Origin of the sequence: Kibdelosporangium persicum (genome assembly GCF_013280595.1) — a bacterium.
Lineage (GTDB): Bacteria > Actinomycetota > Actinomycetes > Mycobacteriales > Pseudonocardiaceae > Kibdelosporangium > Kibdelosporangium persicum.
The window spans coordinates 17,112-34,455 of the sequence record NZ_JAAATY010000023.1; the positions used below are offsets into that span (position 1 = coordinate 17,112).

The 17,344-nt window shown below is 69.5% G+C and carries 16 protein-coding genes and 1 tRNA gene; 8 read left to right on the forward strand and 9 right to left on the reverse strand.

What is annotated here, in order from left to right:
* Positions 1–322: 322 nt before the first annotated feature.
* Positions 323–1,135 carry an SAM-dependent methyltransferase gene (locus GC106_RS32255; RefSeq protein WP_173138442.1) on the reverse strand — a complete coding sequence of 271 codons (813 nt, stop codon included), beginning with the start codon at positions 1,133–1,135 and terminating at the stop codon, positions 323–325.
* A gap of 74 nt (positions 1,136–1,209) precedes the next feature.
* Here GC106_RS32255 and GC106_RS32260 point away from each other — a divergent pair, with 74 nt between their 5' ends.
* The 5 genes from GC106_RS32260 (at position 1,210) to GC106_RS32280 (ending at position 4,798) form a co-directional block, all read left to right on the forward strand.
* Complete coding sequence (locus GC106_RS32260) at positions 1,210–2,154, forward strand: phosphotransferase (protein WP_173138444.1); 945 nt, start codon at positions 1,210–1,212, stop codon at positions 2,152–2,154.
* Positions 2,151–3,089 (forward strand): DNA polymerase domain-containing protein, encoded by a 939-nt coding sequence (locus tag GC106_RS32265; RefSeq protein ID WP_173138446.1) that lies wholly within the window; start codon positions 2,151–2,153, stop codon positions 3,087–3,089. The genes GC106_RS32260 and GC106_RS32265 overlap by 4 nt, the downstream gene beginning before the upstream one ends.
* A 212-nt stretch (positions 3,090–3,301) precedes the next feature.
* Positions 3,302–3,931, forward strand: a complete 630-nt coding sequence (locus GC106_RS32270) for a nucleotidyltransferase family protein (RefSeq protein WP_312873040.1) — start codon at positions 3,302–3,304, stop codon at positions 3,929–3,931.
* On the forward strand, positions 3,915–4,082 hold the full coding sequence (locus GC106_RS32275; protein WP_312873041.1) for a hypothetical protein: 168 nt from the start codon (positions 3,915–3,917) through the stop codon (positions 4,080–4,082). The genes GC106_RS32270 and GC106_RS32275 overlap by 17 nt, the downstream gene beginning before the upstream one ends.
* Positions 4,079–4,798, forward strand: a complete 720-nt coding sequence (locus GC106_RS32280) for a metallophosphoesterase family protein (protein WP_173138453.1) — start codon at positions 4,079–4,081, stop codon at positions 4,796–4,798. Before GC106_RS32275 ends, GC106_RS32280 begins: the two co-directional genes overlap by 4 nt.
* On the opposite strand, the gene GC106_RS32285 is transcribed toward GC106_RS32280, so the two are convergent.
* Entirely contained in the window at positions 4,760–5,734 is a 975-nt protein-coding gene (locus GC106_RS32285) for a TIGR03557 family F420-dependent LLM class oxidoreductase (protein ID WP_173138455.1), read from the reverse strand. The genes GC106_RS32280 and GC106_RS32285 overlap by 39 nt on opposite strands.
* A 54-nt stretch (positions 5,735–5,788) precedes the next feature.
* Between GC106_RS32285 and GC106_RS32290 the strand changes: the two genes are divergently transcribed.
* Positions 5,789–6,208 carry a CBS domain-containing protein gene (locus GC106_RS32290; protein WP_173138457.1) on the forward strand — a complete coding sequence of 140 codons (420 nt, stop codon included), beginning with the start codon at positions 5,789–5,791 and terminating at the stop codon, positions 6,206–6,208.
* Positions 6,208–7,989, forward strand: coding sequence for a thiamine pyrophosphate-requiring protein (locus GC106_RS32295; RefSeq protein WP_173138459.1), 1,782 nt, complete (start codon positions 6,208–6,210; stop codon positions 7,987–7,989). Before GC106_RS32290 ends, GC106_RS32295 begins: the two co-directional genes overlap by 1 nt.
* Here the strand turns inward: GC106_RS32295 and nrfD are convergent.
* The 6 genes from nrfD to GC106_RS32325 form a co-directional block, all read right to left on the reverse strand.
* Complete coding sequence (gene nrfD / locus GC106_RS32300) at positions 7,981–8,751, reverse strand: NrfD/PsrC family molybdoenzyme membrane anchor subunit (RefSeq protein WP_312873042.1); 771 nt, start codon at positions 8,749–8,751, stop codon at positions 7,981–7,983. The genes GC106_RS32295 and nrfD overlap by 9 nt on opposite strands.
* A 35-nt stretch (positions 8,752–8,786) precedes the next feature.
* The gene (locus GC106_RS32305) at positions 8,787–9,545 is read right to left on the reverse strand and encodes a 4Fe-4S dicluster domain-containing protein (RefSeq protein ID WP_173138463.1); all 759 of its coding nucleotides are present in this window, start codon (positions 9,543–9,545) and stop codon (positions 8,787–8,789) included.
* Entirely contained in the window at positions 9,542–12,730 is a 3,189-nt protein-coding gene (gene fdh, locus GC106_RS32310) for a formate dehydrogenase (protein WP_173138465.1), read from the reverse strand. The genes GC106_RS32305 and fdh overlap by 4 nt, the downstream gene beginning before the upstream one ends.
* A 14-nt stretch (positions 12,731–12,744) precedes the next feature.
* The gene (locus GC106_RS32315) at positions 12,745–14,442 is read right to left on the reverse strand and encodes a SelB domain-containing protein (protein WP_173138467.1); all 1,698 of its coding nucleotides are present in this window, start codon (positions 14,440–14,442) and stop codon (positions 12,745–12,747) included.
* Entirely contained in the window at positions 14,433–15,704 is a 1,272-nt protein-coding gene (gene selA, locus GC106_RS32320; RefSeq protein ID WP_173138469.1) for an L-seryl-tRNA(Sec) selenium transferase, read from the reverse strand. The genes GC106_RS32315 and selA overlap by 10 nt, the downstream gene beginning before the upstream one ends.
* Before the next feature lie 15 nt (positions 15,705–15,719).
* A tRNA-Sec gene (locus GC106_RS32325) sits at positions 15,720–15,814 on the reverse strand.
* A gap of 53 nt (positions 15,815–15,867) precedes the next feature.
* Here GC106_RS32325 and selD point away from each other — a divergent pair.
* Positions 15,868–16,863: a selenide, water dikinase SelD gene (selD, locus tag GC106_RS32330; protein WP_376777779.1), complete on the forward strand. Its 996-nt coding sequence runs from the start codon at positions 15,868–15,870 to the stop codon at positions 16,861–16,863.
* 45 nt (positions 16,864–16,908) lie between these two features.
* On the opposite strand, the gene GC106_RS32335 is transcribed toward selD, so the two are convergent.
* Positions 16,909–17,280 carry a winged helix-turn-helix transcriptional regulator gene (locus tag GC106_RS32335; protein ID WP_312873043.1) on the reverse strand — a complete coding sequence of 124 codons (372 nt, stop codon included), beginning with the start codon at positions 17,278–17,280 and terminating at the stop codon, positions 16,909–16,911.
* Positions 17,281–17,344 lie beyond the last annotated feature (64 nt).

Sequence of the window (17,344 nt, forward strand, 5' to 3'; positions counted from 1 at the left end):
CGCCCGACGCCGGGTGGAGGTCTCATCCATCCGCCCAGTCTGCGGAGTGAGTACTCACTCCGTCAAACGGTTAGGTCGTGTTTCGAATGTCCCGGTCGATGAGAGTCGGGATCGGGGCGGTTCCTGGCGTCGCCGCGGGATCGCCGCGAATACTGGTTGTCTTTGGGCGGTCCCGCGGTGGCGTCAGGGGCCGCATCCGGCCCGGCTATCGCGATCGGGCATTTGAAACACGGCCTAAGCCCGGCCTGCTGTTTTCAGGCAGGCAGGACCGTGCGCGAGCACAGAGGTGGGGCAAGAGATCGTTCGCGCGCGCAGGCTTCGATCAGGGCTTTCGGGCGACGCCTGTCAGCAGGAGGTAGTCGCCGTCCACCTTGGGCGTGATCAACGGGCCGTCCGGCCACCATTCCCACGGGTGGACCAGGCCCGGTTCGACGATTTCCGTGCCGGTGAAGAACGCCTCGATCTGCTCGCGCGTGCGGAAGACGCACGTGTCCATCAGCGCCTTGAACCGGGACTGGACTTCCTGCGCGAGTTCCGCGCGTGTGCTGCCGTCGGCCGGGTTGTAGAGGTGGGAGATCGCGATGTACGAGCCGGACGGCAGGGCGTCGACGTACTTCGCCATCACGCCTGCCGGATCGTCCTTGTCCGCTACGTGGTGCAACGTGTTGCACTGGATCAGGGCCATCGGCCTGGTCCAGTCGAGGTAGCGGGTGACAGTCGGGTCCTGTAACAGCTCTTCCGGCTGGCGCAGGTCACCGACCACGAAATGGGTCCGGTCGTTCTCCTCCAGCAGGGCCCGTCCGTGCGCCGCCACCATCGGGTCGTTGTCGACGTAGACGACCTGTGCCTCGGCGTTGATCCGTTGCACCGCCTGGTGGGTGTTCTCCGCGGTCGGCAGGCCCGAGCCCAGGTCGAGGAACTGGTCGATGCCCGCCCCGCCCGCCAGGAAGCGCACCGCCCTGATCAGCCAGTACCTGGCCTCCTGGCCCGTTCTGGCGGACTCCGGCGCCACCTGCAGGATCTGCTGGTACACCTGCCGGTCGACCTCGTAGTGGTCCTTCCCGCCGAGGAACGCGTCGTAGACGCGCGCGATGCTCGGCACCGTCGGGTCGATCTCCGGCAGGTTGGTGGCCATGAACCAAGATTATCGGTTCCGGCCGGCCGATGATCCGGGAGGCTCGGTTCAAGATCATCTGAGAGCCTTGACCAGTGACGTCAGCGGAGGTATGGACCACTGCGGCCTGGCGGGAAGTCGTCCAGGCGTGGGTGGACGAGCGGCTGGCCGAGGCAAGCATCCGACGCATAGGCGACCTGACGCAGCCGCGCGTCCGGCCGTGGGGCACGGTGCTGACCGCGCCGACGTCGCAGGGCGTGATCTGGGTCAAGGCGCCGGGGCCACAGACGGTCTTCGAGGTCGCGCTGTACGAGGTGCTGCGCGACGTCGCGCCGGAGTGGGTGCTTGAGCCGATCGCGATCGACGTCCAGCGCGGGTGGCTGGTGCTGCCGGACGGCGGGACCGCGGTGCGCGAGTCCACGGCCGATCCGGTCGAGAGCATGATGAAGATCCTCCCGCAGTACGGCGAACTACAGCGGCGGCTGTCACCGCACGTCGATCGCCTGCTGGCGGCCGGGGTGGCCGACATGCGCGCCGAGACCGTTCCGCGGCGGTTCGACGAGGCGGTGGACGCGGTGCGCGCAAGGCCGCACGACAAGGCACTGGTCGAGCGGATCGTGGACCGGCGCGACCTGGTGGTGGAGCGGGCCGGACAGCTCACGATCGCGCCGAGCCTCGACCACAACGACCTGCACCTCGGGAACGTGTTCCTGCGAGGCGACCGCGCGGTGTTCTACGACTGGGGCGACAGCGTGGTGTCGCACCCGTTCGCCAGCATGCTCGTGGCCATCGGGCACAACGCCGACCAGGCCGTGGTCGCGCGGCTGCGGGACAGCTACCTGGAGGCCTTCACCGACCTCGCGCCGCGCAGGGAGCTGGCCGAGCAGATCGACCTCGCCTGCTGGATCGGCATGATCGCGCGGACGCTGGTCTGGGACCGGGCGCTCGGCGCCGGCCCAGCCCCGGAGAAGTGGGCGACCGCATCACTGGAGACGCTTTCCGGCCTGCTGGACGGAAACTGGCTTAAGGTGGCGCAATGAGCGATGAAGAGCGGGACGGCGTCGCGCTGACCAATCTCGACCAGTCGCTGTTCGAGGGCGCGACCAAACGCGACCTGGTCGACTACCTCGACGCCGTGTCCGGCCGGATCGTCCCGGTGCTGTCCGGCAGGCCGCTGTCGGTGATCCGGATCCTGCGCGGCCAAGGCCCGTTCATGCAGAAGAACGTCCCGAAGTACACGCCGCCGTTCGTGCGCACGGTGAAGCTGTGGGCCGAGTCGTCCAAGCGTGAGGTGTCGTACGCGCTGTGCGACGACCGCAAGACCCTGTTGTGGTTCGGCAATCAGCGTGCGGTGGAGTACCACCCGGGGCTGATGAAAGCGGAGTCGGATCATCCCACGCACATGATCCTCGATCTCGACCCGCCGGAGGGAGACGCGTTCCCGCTCGTCGTGCGGGCGGCGCATCTGGTTCGTCAGGCACTGGCCGACTCCGGCCTGGAGGGAGCCGTGAAAACCAGCGGTGCCAAGGGAGTCCATATCTTCGTGCCGCTGGAACGGCACAACATAGAGGACGTCGCCGCCGCGACCCGTGCGCTCGCCGCCCGCGCCGAACGGATCGATCCCGGGCTGGCGACGACCGCGTTCATCCGGGACGACCGGCACGGCAAGGTCTTCCTCGACTCCACCCGTGCGGGCGGCGCGACCGTGGTCGCCGCCTACAGTCCTCGCCTGCGGCCAGGCCTTCCGGTGTCGTTCCCGATCTCGTGGGACGACCTGGAATCCGTGTCACCGCGTGACTTCACCGTGCACAACGTCGCCGGGCTGCTGGGCGACGGCGACCCGTGGGCGGAGAACATGCCTGCGCCGCAAAGCCTTGGCGCGGACCTGATCGAGGAGGGCCACACGATCCCGATCGCCCGCGTGCAGGCCATGCACGAAGGGAAACGCCGCGCCCGTGCCCGGCGTACCGAATGAGTGGCCGGTCGCCCGGTCCGCACCCTGGATGACGGGCATCGTCCGAAGGCGTCAACCGGTTGAGCGGCCGGTGCCCGCCGGGGCGGACGCCTGAGTTGATCCGCAGGTGGTGACCTGGAAAAGCCCTCCGTGGATTCGTCCGCACGGGGTTCGGGTACGTAACGGACATGGGTTCGGATGTCCAAGATGCGTTGATACGGACCGTCACCAAAGTGGCGAGCGCGCTCCGGCCGACCGGAGTGCGTTTCGCGTTGACCGGCGGCTGCGCCGTCTACGCGCGCGGCGGGCCGGAGACCGAGCACGACGTCGACATCCTGATTCTCGAACAGGACGTGCCGACCGCGGTGAAGGCGTTGGTGGATGCGGGTTTCCGGGCAGCCGACCCGCCGGAGGAGTGGCTGACCAAGGTCTACGACGGCGACCGGCTGGTGGACCTGATCTTCCGGGCGAACGAACGTCAGGTGACGCCGGAGATGCTCGACGAGGCCGAGGAGATCCGCGTCGGCCCCACGGTCATGCACGTGCAGAGCGGCACCGACGTGATGATCGGCAAGCTGCTGGCCCTGGAGGTGCATCGCTGTGACCTGGCCGCACTGCTGCCGATCGCCCGTGCGCTGCGGGAGCAGATCGACTGGCCCCGGGTCCGCGCGGAGACCGCGCGGTCGCCGTACGCCGAGGCTTTCCTGTTGCTGTGCGACCGGTTGGCGATCACGGACGACGAAGAAGGAGAAGGGAGGCGGAGCGATGACCCCGCCGCAGTATCTGGTGGCACACCTGCGCACCACGTTGGCCGAGGATCCCAGAACGGCCGAGCAAGGAGTGCGAGTGACCGTGCGGGGTGAGCACATCGTCGTCAGTGGTGACGTGGCCACCGAGCAGCGTCGCGCCGAAATCTCCGAGGTGCTCAGGGACGTGGCGCCGGACATGGTGATTCACAACGACATCCGCGTGGTGTGCGCGGACGAGCCGACCAGGCGGGAGGAGCTGAGGTGATCCGGATCGCGGCGGTGGGTGACGTGCATTTGGGCGAGGACGCGCGTGGCCGCCTGCGTCCCGCGCTGGAGCATCTCGGCGACCACGCCGACGTGCTCCTGCTCGCCGGTGACCTGACCAGGCACGGCGCGCTGGACGAGGCACAGGTGGTGGCGGACGAGTTCGCCGATCTGCCGGTTCCGGTGATCGCCGTGCTCGGCAACCACGACTACCACAGCGACAAGCAGGTCGAGATCACCGACCTGCTGATGGAGCGCGGTATCCGGGTACTGGAGGGCACCAGCGTGACGCTCCGGATCGGCGAGTGCTCGCTCGGCATCGCCGGTGCCAAGGGGTTCGGCGGCGGCTTCGCCGGCAAGTCCGGCAGTGTGTTCGGTGAACCGGAAATGAAGGCATTTGTCCAGCACACGGTCGAGATCTCCGACCGGTTGCGGGCCGCACTGGCCGAACTGGACACCGACATCAAGATCGCGCTGACGCACTACTCGCCGGTCGCCGACACGCTGCGCGGCGAACCGCCGGAGATCTTCCCGTTCCTGGGCTGCTACCAGCTCGCCGAAGCGATCGACGCGACCAATGTGGACCTCGCGATCCACGGGCACGCGCACTTCGGCACGGAACAGGGTGTCACGGCGGGCGGCGTACGCGTGCGCAACGTCGCCCAGCCCGTGATCGGTTCAGCCTTTGCCGTGTACTGCGTCGAGGGCGGGCAGTAGCCTGTCCCTGGCGAACTCGAGGAAGCCGTCCTGGTGATCGCCGCCGATCTGCACGATCGCCAGGTCGGTGAACCCGGCGTCGGCGTACTGCTTGGCGCTCTTCAGGATCGGTTCGACGTCGGGTCCACAGGGGATGGACTCGGCCACGTCCTCGGGGCGGACGAACGAGGTCGCCGCGGCGAAGCTGCTGACGTCCGGCAGTTCGGCGTTGACCTTCCAGCCGCCGCCGAACCAGCGGAACTGCTCGTGCGCGCGCTTGATCGCCGCGTCGCGGTCCGGGTCCCAGCAGACCGGCATCTGGCCGATCTTACGGCCCGGCTCGGACTTCAGGCCGCTCCACCGCTTGCACAGCTCCGCGTCCGGCTGCACCGCGATCATGTGGTCGCCCAGGGGCGCGAGGTGGGTGATCGACTGCTCACCGGAGACCGCGACCCCGACCGGCGTGCGGACGTCCGGCAGGTCCCAGAGTTTCGCGGCGTCCACCCGGAAGTGTGAACCGCTGTAGCTGAAGTACCCGCCGTCGAAGAGCCCGTGGATGATCTGCAGTGCCTCGGCGAGCATCTCGTGCCGGATGTTCACCGGCGGCCAGCCGCGGCCGATGACGTGCTCGTTGAGGTTCTCCCCGGCGCCGACGCCGAGGGTGAATCTGTTGTCCGACAGGATCTGCATGGTCGCGGCCTGCTGGGCGACGACCGCGGGGTGGTACCGCATGATCGGGCACGTCACGTAGGTCATCAACTCGACGCGTTCGGTGCGTTCGGCCACCGCACCGAGCACTGTCCACGCGTTGGGCGCGTGCCCTTGTTCGGCGAGCCACGGGAAGTAGTGGTCGCTGGACACCTCGAACGCGAATCCGGCCGCTTCGGCCCGCACCGCGTGCTCGACCAGCTGTTTGGGACCGGCCTGTTCGGTCATCAGCGTGTATCCGATGCGCATGGGTGTGGGCTTCCCGCTGCCGGGTATCCGGAAACAGCGACGAAAGGAGACGCGATGACGCGCGCACGCGAGATCATGACGCCTGACCCGGCCTGTGTCCGGTCGAGCCAGACGATTCGTGAGGCGGCGCAGCTGATGGCTGACAAGGGCGTTGGCGCGCTGCCGATCTGTGGTGAGGACAACCGTCTCAAAGGGATGATCACCGACCGTGACATCGTGGTGAAGGTGCTGGCCGAGGGCAAGGACCCGCGGTCGGTCACCGCGGGCGAGCTCGCCCAGGGCGAGGCCGTCACGATCGGCGCGGACGACGAGGCCACGGAGATCATGAAGACCATGGCCCAGCACAAGGTGCGCAGGCTGCCGGTGATCGACGGGCACGACCTGGTCGGCATCATCGCCACGGCGGACGTCGCCAGGGCGCTGCCGGAACCCCAGGTGGGTGACCTGGTCGAGGCGCTTTCGGTGGACAGGTGATGGCCGAGACCGTTGGCGACTACATACTGCAACGTCTCCGGGACTGGCACGTGGACCAGGTCTTCGGGTACCCGGGGGACGGCATCAACGGAATCGTGGCCGCGTTCGGCAAGGCGGGGAACCGGCCACGGTTCGTCCAGTCCCGGCACGAGGAGATGTCCGCGTTCCAGGCGGTCGGGTACGCCAAGTTCAGCGACAGTCCCGGAGTCTGCCTGGCGACGTCGGGCCCCGGTGCCGTCCATCTGCTGAACGGCCTGTACGACGCGAAGCTGGACCACGTTCCGGTGGTCGCGATCGTCGGCCAGACCGCCCGCACCGCGCGGGGCGGCAGCTACCAGCAGGAAGTCGACCTGCAGGCGCTGGTGAAGGACGTGGCCAGTGAGTACTCGGTCGAGGTCACGGTGGCCGAGCAACTGCCGAACGCCCTCGACCGTGCCTTCCGCACGGCGATCGCGCGCAGTGCCCCCACCGCGGTGATCATCCCGAACGACGTGCAGGAAGAGGCCTACCAGCCGCCGAAGCACGAGTTCAAGTACGTGCCGTCCAGCAGGCCCGGCCTGGCCTCGCCGGTGCTCACGCCGCCGCCGGGGGAGATCGAGCGGGCGGCTGAGGTGCTCAACGCCGGGCAGAAGGTCGCGATCCTGATCGGGCAGGGTGCCCGGCACGCGACCGCCGAGGTCCGGCAGGTCGCCGAGCTGACCGGTGCCGGTGTCGCGAAGGCCTTGCTGGGCAAGGACGTGCTCGCCGACGACCTGCCGTACGTGACCGGGTCGATCGGGCTGCTGGGCACCAGGCCGAGTTACGAGCTGATGCGCGACTGCGACACGTTGCTGATCATCGGCTCGAACTTCCCGTACAGCCAGTTCCTGCCGGAGTACGGCAAAGCCAGGGCCGTGCAGATCGATGTGGACGGTACGCGGATCGGCATGCGGTACCCGACGGAGGTCAACCTTGTCGGTGACTCGCACGCCACCCTCCGGGCGTTGCTGCCTTTACTGCGGCGCAAGGACGACCGGTCGTGGCGGGACAAGATCGAGAAGGACGTCGTCGCGTGGTGGCGGACCATGGAGCACCAGGCCATGGTCACCGCGGATCCGATCAACCCGATGCGGATCGTGCACGAACTGTCGCTGCGGGCGCCGGACAACCTGATCGTCACCGCCGACTCCGGGTCGTCGACGAACTGGTACGCGCGGAACCTGAGGATGCGCGGCCGGATGCGTGGCTCGTTGTCCGGCACTTTGGCCACCATGGGCGCTGGTGTGCCGTACGCGATCGGTGCGAAGTTCGCGCATCCCGACCGGCCGGTGGTCGCGCTGGTCGGCGACGGCGCCATGCAGATGAACGGCCTCGCCGAGCTGATCACCATCGCCCGGTACCAGGACCTGTGGCCCGACCGCCGGTGCGTGGTCTGCGTGTTCCACAACAACGACCTCAACCAGGTGACGTGGGAACTGCGGGCGATGGGCGGTGCGCCCAAGTTCGAGGAGTCCCAGACGCTGCCGGACGTCAACTACGCGGCCTTCGCGGCTTCGCTGGGCCTGCTCGCGCTCAATGTGGACACTCCGGACGACCTCGGCCCGGCGTGGGACCAGGCGTTGGGCGCGGACCGGCCCACGGTGCTGGACGTGCGATGTGACGCGGAGATCCCGCCGATCCCGCCGCATGCCACGGCCGAGCAGCTGAAGTCGGTGACCGAGGCGATCCTGAAGGGCGACCCGAAGGGCGCCAGGATGGCCTACGAGGGCATCAAGACGAAACTCGCCGAGCTCCTACCGTAGTGACTGCTCCTGCCGAAGGGATGCTGGTCCGGCGCGGTAGATGCCGAACCGGGTGCAGACACCGGCCGCCAGGTAGCTGGCACCGGCCAGCACCGACGCCACCCGGTGGCGAGGCAGGAGGGACAGACCGGCTCCGGCGACTGTGAGCGCCTTCGCGGCGGTGAGCAGTCCGCTGGACCGGTATGTCTCCACCCGCCGTTCCAGCACGGCTTCCGAGGCCAGTTCGAGCCCGCCGCCGAGCAGGCCCAGCCGGACGGCCGGACCGGAAGGGCGGCTGAGCAAGGACGCCCCCGCGGCACTGGCCATGGCGCTGCCCGCGAACACGAACGGCAACTCGGGATAGGCCTGGTGCCAGGCGGGAACCGCGGTGTCGGCGAGCAGAACCGAGGTGTACGTGCACATCGCGGGTCCGAGGATGCCTGCCGCCATCCCGGCCAGCGTGCCGATCCCGCCGAAGCGTCCGGTGACCGAAGTGGCGGCGCTCAAGGCGGTCAGGCCGGAGAACGGCGCGAGGATCCAGGAGCCCACGGACAACGGTGACGTCACCTTGAACACCCGCAGCATGTTCAGAAACCGCGCGGGACGGCCGAGGTCGTGCACGAGCGCGCCCACGCTGGCCAGGGACCCCACGGCGGCGGTGATCCGGGCGGGCCCGACAAGCTCGGAATGCCCGGAAACCTGGGCGGCCACGGCCATCGAGGCGGACGCACCGGCCATCCCGCCGAGGAAGAGATACGCGGGGACGTCAGGAACCTTCCACACGGGCTCCTTGACGATAGGCCTGCCGTAGTAACCCATCAGCGCTTCCCCAGGAACGACGCCGCCACCCCGGCCACCACGGCGACAGCCGCCACCCCGGCCCGTTTCCACATCGCGGGCAGATCCCTCGTCGTCACCACCGGGTTCTCCGGCAGCCCATAGATCTCGGGTTCGTCGAGCAGCAGGAAGAACGCCCCGGCGCCGCCGACGCCGTCGTCCGGTGAACGCCCGTACAGCCGGGCGTCCTTCTCGCCCTTGGCATGCAGCTCCTCCAGGCGCTTGTCGGCCCGTTCGCGGAGCTCGTCCAGCGGGCCGTATTGGATCGACTCGGTGGGACAAGCCGTGGCACACGCCGGCGTCAACCCGTCCCTGATCCGGTCGTAGCACAACGTGCACTTCCACGCGCGGCCGTCGTCCTCGCGCCGGTCGATCACCCCGAACGGACAAGCCGGAACGCAGTACCCACAACCGTTGCACACGTCCGCCTGCACCACGACCGTGTCGAACTCCGTACGGAACAACGCACCCGTCGGGCACACGTCCAGGCATCCGGCCTCCGTGCAGTGCTTGCACACATCGCTGGACATCAGCCAACGCGTGTCGTCCTCGACGGTCTGCTCGATGAACGCGACATGCCGCCACGTGTTGGCGTTGAGCGAACCGGTGTTGTCGTAGGACATGCCGAGCAGGTCCATGCCGTCCGCCGGAACGTCGTTCCACGTCTTGCAGGCCACTTCGCAGGCCTTGCAGCCGATGCACACCGACGTGTCGGTGAAGAACCCCATGCGTTCGCTCATCCCCGCCTCCGGTACTCCTCGACCAGGTCGAGCATGGCCTGCCCGCGTGGCCGTCTGCCCGGCCGGATGTCGCAGGTGGCGGCCTTGGACTCCTGGATGTGCACGTTCGGGTCGGCGGCGACGCCGAGGATGTCGTTGGCGGCGTCGCCCATGGACAGTCCGTTCGGGCCCCAGTGGTACGGCAGGCCGACCTGGTGGACCACCTGCCCGCCCATCCGCAACGGTTTCATCCGCCGCGTGACCAGGACACGGGCCTCGATCGCGGTTCTGGACGTGATGATCGTGGCCCAGCCGAGGTGCTCCAGGCCCCGCTCGGTGGCCAGCTCCGGGGAGACCTCGCAGAAGAACTCCGGCTGGAGTTCCGACAGATACGGCAGAGTCCGGCTCATCCCGCCCGCGGTGTGGTGTTCGGTCAGCCGGTAAGTCGTGACCACGTAAGGGAAGGCCGATCCGTTGTACGGGTTCGCCGGGTGCTCGTACCGCTGCATGGCCGGGTTGACCTGCTGGCTGTACAACGGGTTGGAGTACGGCGACTCCAGCGGTTCGTAGTGCGTGGGCAGTGGCCCGTCGGCGAGACCGGCCGGGGCGAACAGCCACGCCTTGCCGTCGGTCTGCATGATGAACGGGTCGTCACCGGCCAACGCGTGCTGCGCCTTGGCGCCCGGCTCAGGGGTGAAGTCCGGCGGTTTGGTGGGTTCGAAGTCGGGCACGTCCGCACCGGCCCACCTGCCCTCGGACGCGTCCCACCAGATGTACTTCTTGCGTTCGCTCCACGGTCTGCCCGCCGGATCGGCGGAAGCCCGGTTGTAGATGATCCGGCGGTTGGCGGGCCACGCCCAGCCCCATTCCGGCGCCACCCAGGTCTGCTCCTGTCCCGGCTTGCGCCGGGCGGCCTGGTTCACGCCGCCGGCCCGCACTCCGCAGTAGATCCAGCAGCCGCAGGTCGTCGAGCCGTCGGTACGCAGCTCGGTGTACGCCGACAGGGGCCCGTCCGGGCCGTTGCCGTTGATCTCGGCGAGCACCGAGTCCGCAGACGGTTCGCCCAACGGCCCTTCTTCGGCGTAACTCCAGGTCAGGTGCTGCAACGGCAGGTCACGCGGGTCCGGGCTGGCACGGACCTTGTGCCGGACCAGCTTGCCCAGGTGGTAGTAGAACCACAGGTCGCTGCGGGCGTCCCCGGGCGGTTCGACCGCCTTGTGGTGCCACTGCAACAGGCGCTGGGTGTTGGTGAAGCTGCCGTCCTTCTCGGTGTGCGCGGCCGCCGGGAGGAAGAACACCTCGGTGCCGATCTCCTCGGTGCGCAGCTCCCCGGTCTCGATCTCCGGCCCGTCGCGCCAGAACGTGGCGCTCTCGATCATCTGCAGGTCCCGGACCACCAGCCAGTCGAGGTTGGCCAGGCCGAGGCGTTGCAGCTTGCCGTTGGCCGACCCGACCGCCGGGTTCTCGCCGACCAGGAAGTAGCCCTTGCACTCGCCGTTGATCTGCCTCAGCACCGTGTCGTACGTGCCGTGGTCGCCGGTCAGCCGGGGCAGGTAGTCGAAGCAGAAGTCGTTCTCAGCCGTCGCGTGCTCACCCCACCATGCCTTCAACAGGCTGACGGTGTAGGCGTCCATGTTGCCCCAGAACCCGGTCCGGCCCGCGTCCCTGGCGACGAAGGACGCCAGGTCGAGGTGCTGGCGCGCGTGCGGCATCGGGATGTAGCCGGGCAGGATGTTGAACAGCGTCGGGATGTCGGTCGAGCCCTGGATGCTGGCGTGCCCGCGCAACGCGAGGATGCCGCCGCCGGGGCGGCCGATGTTGCCCAGCAAGGTCTGCAGGATCGACGCGGTCCGGATGTACTGCACGCCGACGGTGTGCTGCGTCCAGCCGACGGCGTAGCACAACGCGGTCGTCCGGTCCCGGCCCGAGTTGGCCGTGATCGCCTCGGCGACCTCGAGGAACTTGGGGGCCGGGACGCCGCAGATTTCCTCGACCATCTCGGGCGTGTAGCGGGCGTAGTGCCGCTTGAGGATCTGGAACACACAGCGCGGATGCTCCAGCGTCAGGTCGACGTCCGGTTTCGCGCTGACCGGCGCCCCGCCGCTGCCGCGCTTCTCGGCCTGGGCCGCCTCCTGATGCCGCCGGCCACCGGTCCGGTCCTCCGGGTCACCTGCCAGCGCCTGCGCCTCGGCGCCCTGGTACGCCCAGGACGTGTGGTCGTAGACGTGTCCCTCCGGGTCGTACCCGGAGAACAGGCCGTCGAGGTCCTCGGTGTCCCGGAAGTCCTCGTTGATCAGCGCGGCCGCGTTGGTGTACGCGACCACGTACTCACGGAACTCCTTGCCGTGCCGCAGGACGTAGTTGACCAGCCCGCCGAGGAACGCGATGTCACTGCCCGCGCGGATCGGCACGAACAGGTCGGACACCGCGCTGGTCCGGGTGAACCGCGGGTCGATGTGGATGATCTTGGCGCCGCGGGCCTTGGCCGCCATCACCCACTGGAAGCCGACCGGGTGGCACTCGGCCATGTTCGACCCCTGGATGACGACGCAGTCCGCGTTCGCCAGGTCCTGCTGGAACGTCGTGGCGCCGCCACGGCCGAAGGAGGTCCCCAGACCGGGAACCGTGGCGGAGTGTCAAATCCGGGCCTGGTTCTCGATCTGCACCGCCCCCAGCGCGGTGTAGAGCTTCTTCATCAGGTAGTTCTCTTCGTTGTCCAGCGTCGCGCCGCCCAGGCTGGCGAAGCCCAGGGTCCGGCGCAGCGTCAGGCCGTCCTCGTCCCGCTGCTGCCACGTCGCCGCACGGGTGGCCAGCACCCGCTCGGCGATCATGTCCATCGCCTGGCCGAGGTCCAGTTCCTCCCAGTCGGTGCCGTACGGCCTGCGGTAGAGGACCTTGGTGACTCTCGACGGGCTGGTGACCAACTGCTTGCTCGCTGAGCCCTTCGGGCACAGCCTGCCGCGCGAGATGGGGGAGTCGGGGTCGCCTTCGATCTGCGTGACCCGGCCGTCCTGGACGAACACCCGCTGGCCGCAGCCGACCGCGCAGTAGGGACAGATCGAGCGGGTGACGGAGTCGGCGTGGGCGGTCCGGGGCGCCGTCCGCTCGGTGGCCGCCGAACGGACGGCGTTCCCTCGGCCCGACGGGTCGTCACCGGTGATCTGACGGATCACCGGCCAGCTCCGCAACCACTGGCGCACGCCCATTGCCCTTACGGTACCTACTGGTCAGACGTCTCGCAGATCACGCGCGTGCCGTCCGGGCGGTGCTCGGTCACGCCCAGTGCGTCGAGCCGTTCGAGCAACGGGATGACCACCCGGCGGGTGCTGTCGAGCGCTTGCCCGGCCGAGGCGGGCGTGAACGGGACACCGGTGAGGATCTTCGCCGCCCGGCCGGGCGCGTCCGGCAGCAGCACCACGTTCCCGGCCAGCCTGATCAGCGCCCCGGTCCGGACGGCGGCGGCGATCTCCCTGCGGCCGAGGCCGAGGTCCCGCAGCCGGTCCGCGTCCGGCGGGCGGAACGGGGTTTCCCGCAGGTGCGCCACGACCTGGTCGACCGCCCGCCGGACCCGGGCGGGCAGCCGGTCGCCGGTGTCGACGTGTCCTTCGTGGACCGTGAATCCGGCACGCTCGGCGAAGGCGGCGGCGAGAGCGACGTCCGGCAGGCCGAGCCGCTGCCGGAGCGCTTCCACCGGCATGGGCCGCAGCGGGTCCCAGCCGTCCACCGCGGACTTCACGGCCGCGGTCCGGTCGGCGGCGATGTACCAGCCACCCGCGGTCGGCAGGTCCGGTTCGGGCAATCCGAGCACCCGCAGGTGTTCCGGACGCAGAAATCCCTTCTGGGTCAGGTGGAACATGGTCAGGTCGGCGGCGGAACCGAGATCGGCGCCGCGGCGGCGGGCGTCACCCCGCCGGTGCAACGGTGGCGGGTCGATGTCGAGCACGTCCGCGCCCGCGGCGATCTCGTGCCTGCCGGGGTCCCGCAACACCACACGATCCCCGATGCGCAACGGCAGGGGAACGCTGAGCCGCAGGCGGGCCGCATGCGTCCCGAGTGGACGGACGTGCACGGGCACCGCGGCGGAACCGATGTGCAGCACGAGGCTGCCCGGCAGTTCCGACGACGTGAGCCGGACGTCGGCCAACGCGGTCCTGGCCCACACGGAGGGGGTCAACAGCGCGTCACCTCGGCGGATCGCGGAGCGGTCCAGGCCCCTGAGGTTGACCGCGACCCGGGCGACCCCGCTTGCCGACGGCACCTGTCTGCCCAGCGAGTGAAGACCTTTCACGTGCACCGTCCGCGATCCCAGAACGAGCTCGTCGCCGACCGAGATGGTCCCGGCCGCGAGCGTCCCGGTGACCACGGTGCCCGCGCCGTCGATGGTGAAACTCCGGTCGACCCACAGCCGGACGTCCGCCGCGGGGTCGGGGTGCGGCAGGTCCAGGCCGGTCAGCCGCTCCTTCAGTTCGCCGAGGTCCCGGTCCGGGCTGACGATCACGGACGGGATGTCGCCGAGACTGGTCCGCCGGATGTGCTCCCGGGCCTGACGCAGGGCGGGCCGGGGATCGGCCAGGTCGGCCCGGGTGATCACCAGCAGCCCGTGCCGCACCCGCAAGGCGTCCAGGACCGCGAGGTGCTCGGCCGACTGCGGCATCCAGCCGCCGTCGGCGGCGACCACGAACATCACGGCGGGCACGGGACCGACGCCGGCCATCATCGTGCCGACGAACCGCTCGTGCCCGGGCACGTCGACGAACGCGAACTCGGTGCCGCCGATCGTCGTCCACGCGAAGCCGAGGCCGATGGTCAGGCCACGCCTGCGCTCCTCGGCCCAGCGGTCCGGCTCCATCCCGGTGAGCCTGCGGACCAGCGTGGACTTGCCGTGATCGACGTGCCCGGCCGTCGCGATCACATGCACGCCAGCACCGCCGCGACGAGCGCCTCGTCCTGGTCGGGCCGGACCGTGCGCAGGTCGAGCAGGCACCGGCCGTGTTCCACCCGGCCGGCCACCGGCAGCCGCGACCGGCGCAGCCGGACCGCCAACTCCGCCGGCAGGCTGATCGCCAGGCTGGGCAGCCGGACTCCGGGGGCACCGCCGCCACCCACCGCGGCTGCCGACTCCACGATCCGCGCTCCGGGAATCCTGCGCTGGATCTCCCGCGCCCGCCGGATGTCCACTTCAGTGTCCAAAGCGGACACCACGGGCGGCGGTGGGCCTTGCAGCGTCGCCTCAAGGGCGGCCAGCGTCAGCTTGTCCACTCGAAGTGCCCGGGCGGCCGGATGCCGTCGCAGCTGCTCGATCAGGTCGTGGTCGCCCAGGAGCAGTCCTGCCTGGGGACCGCCGAGCAGTTTGTCGCCGCTGGCCGTGACCAGGTTCGCCTTGTTCCGCAGCACGGTGGTGGCGTCCGGTTCGTCCGGCATGAGCGGATGCGGGCGCAGCAGGCCCGAGCCGATGTCCACGACCAGCGGCACGCCAAGGCCCGCGAGCGCGCGCACGGGCACGTCCGAGGTGAAGCCGCTGACCACGAAGTTCGACGGGTGCACCTTGAGCACGAAGCCCGTCTGGTCGTTGATCGCGTCCTGGTAGTCGCGCAGGTGGGTCCGGTTCGTCGTGCCGACCTCCCGCAGCCGGGCACCGGTGGACGCCAGCAGGCCGGGAATCCGGAACCCGTCGCCGATCTCGACCAGTTCGCCCCGGCTGATCACGATTTCCTTGCCCGGCGCCAGGGCCATCGCCGTGAGCAGCAGCGCGGCGGCGTTGTTGTTCACGATGTGCACGCCGCCCGCGTCCGCGACGGCCTCCCGCAACGCGGCCAACGCCCCTCGGCCGCGTGTGGCCCGTTTGCCGGTCTCCAGGTCGAACTCGACGTCCGCGGTCCCGGCGGCCATCAGCAACGCGTCCCTCGCCGCCTGGGAGAGCGGCGCCCGGCCCAGATTGGTGTGCACGAGCACGCCGGTCGCGTTGATCACCGGCTGCATGCTGGTCGCGCTCATCGGCAGGGCGGCGATCGCCTCGTCGATGACGCTTTCGGGCTTGATCTCGCCGGTGCGGGCCTTGTGCTGGGCGGCCAGCACGCACTTCTTCACCAGCGGTCGGCCGAGCAGGTCGATCGCCTTGGCCAGGCGGGGGTCGGCCAGCGCGGCGTCGGTCGCGGGGATGTCCCGCCGGGGGTCGGTCACCGGGCACGTCCAGGGTGGCGGAGGCGGACGGGAATCGAACCCGCCAGCGACAGGTCCTGCCGCTCGACGGTTTTGAAGACCGGGCCGGTCACCAGACCGGATACGCCTCCCTGGGGCATGCGTTCATCCTGCCAACCCGGGCCGCGCTCGGCAGGATGAACGCATGCCCCAGAGGTTGACCCAGAGGTTGACGCAGTACGCGCACGGCGGCGGGTGCGCGTGCAAGATCCCGCCGGGTGAGCTGGAGCGGATCGTCGCGGGACTGCACTCCTCCGGGGATCATCGGGACCTCCTGGTCGGGCTGGAGACCGGCGACGACGCCGCGGCCGTGCGGATCGACGGGGGAGTTGCCCTGATCGCGACGACCGACTTCTTCACCCCGGTGGTGGACGATCCGTACGACTGGGGCCGGATCGCCGCCGCGAACGCGCTTTCGGACGTGTACGCGATGGGCGGCCGCCCGGTGGTCGCGCTGAATCTGCTGTGCTGGCCCCGGGACGTCCTGCCGCTGGAAGTGGCCCGCGAGGTGCTGCGCGGCGGACTGGACGTGGCGGCCAAGGCCGGGTGCCCGGTCGCCGGTGGACACAGCGTGGACGACCCGGAACCCAAGTACGGCATGTCGGTCAGCGGGATCGCCGACCCGTCCCGGCTGCTGCGCAACGACGCCGGAGTGCCGGGAGTGCCACTGTCGTTGACCAAGCCGTTGGGCATCGGCGTGCTCAATTCCCGGCACAAGGCGACCGGCGAGGTCTTCCCTCAGGCCGTCGAGGCGATGACCACCCTCAACCGGGACGCCTCGGAGGCGGCCTTGGCCCACGGGATCACAGCGGCCACGGACGTCACGGGATTCGGCTTGCTGGGGCACGCGTACAAACTCGCCCGCGCCAGCGGAGTCACCGCCGTGATCGATTCGTCGGCTGTGCCGTATCTCGACGGCGCTCGTGAGGCACTGCGCGACGGGTACCTCAGCGGCGGCACGCGCCGCAACCTCGACTGGGTCCGGCCGCACACCGATCTGTCCATAGTGGACGAATTCGAGGCCCTGCTGCTCGCCGACGCCCAGACGTCGGGCGGATTGCTGCTGGCCGGGGCCATTCCCGGAGCGACGGTGATCGGCGAGCTGATCCCTGCGGGCGAGCACACGGTGGTCGTGCGCTGAGTTCCCGCTCGCCACAGTCGTCCGTCGCCGTTCACCCCGACCGGATCAAGGCCGTGGCGCCGCCGTCACAGGACTGTTGCGCACCGCCCATTCGGCGAGCGCCGACAACGGCTCGAGCAGGCTTTCGCCCAGCGGCGTGAGGCTGTACTCGACGCTCGGCGGGACGGTCGGGAACACCTCGCGCCGTACGAGTCCGTCGTTTTCCAGATCGCGCAACGTGCGCGTCAGCATGCGCTGGCTGATGCCCTCGATCGACCGGTGCAGCTCGTTGTACCGGTAGCGCCGCTTGCCCAGCATGATCACCAGCAGCATGCTCCACTTGTCGCCGATCCGCCGGAACAGATCGTTCACCGGGCAGGCGGCGAGTTCGTCCCGCGGCACCGGGTTCGGCAGCTCATGCGCCAGTACAGCAGGCACATGGGTGTTCGTACCGGACATGGAACTGCCTTCTTTCGCTTGTCTCACCCCGTCACCCACGATG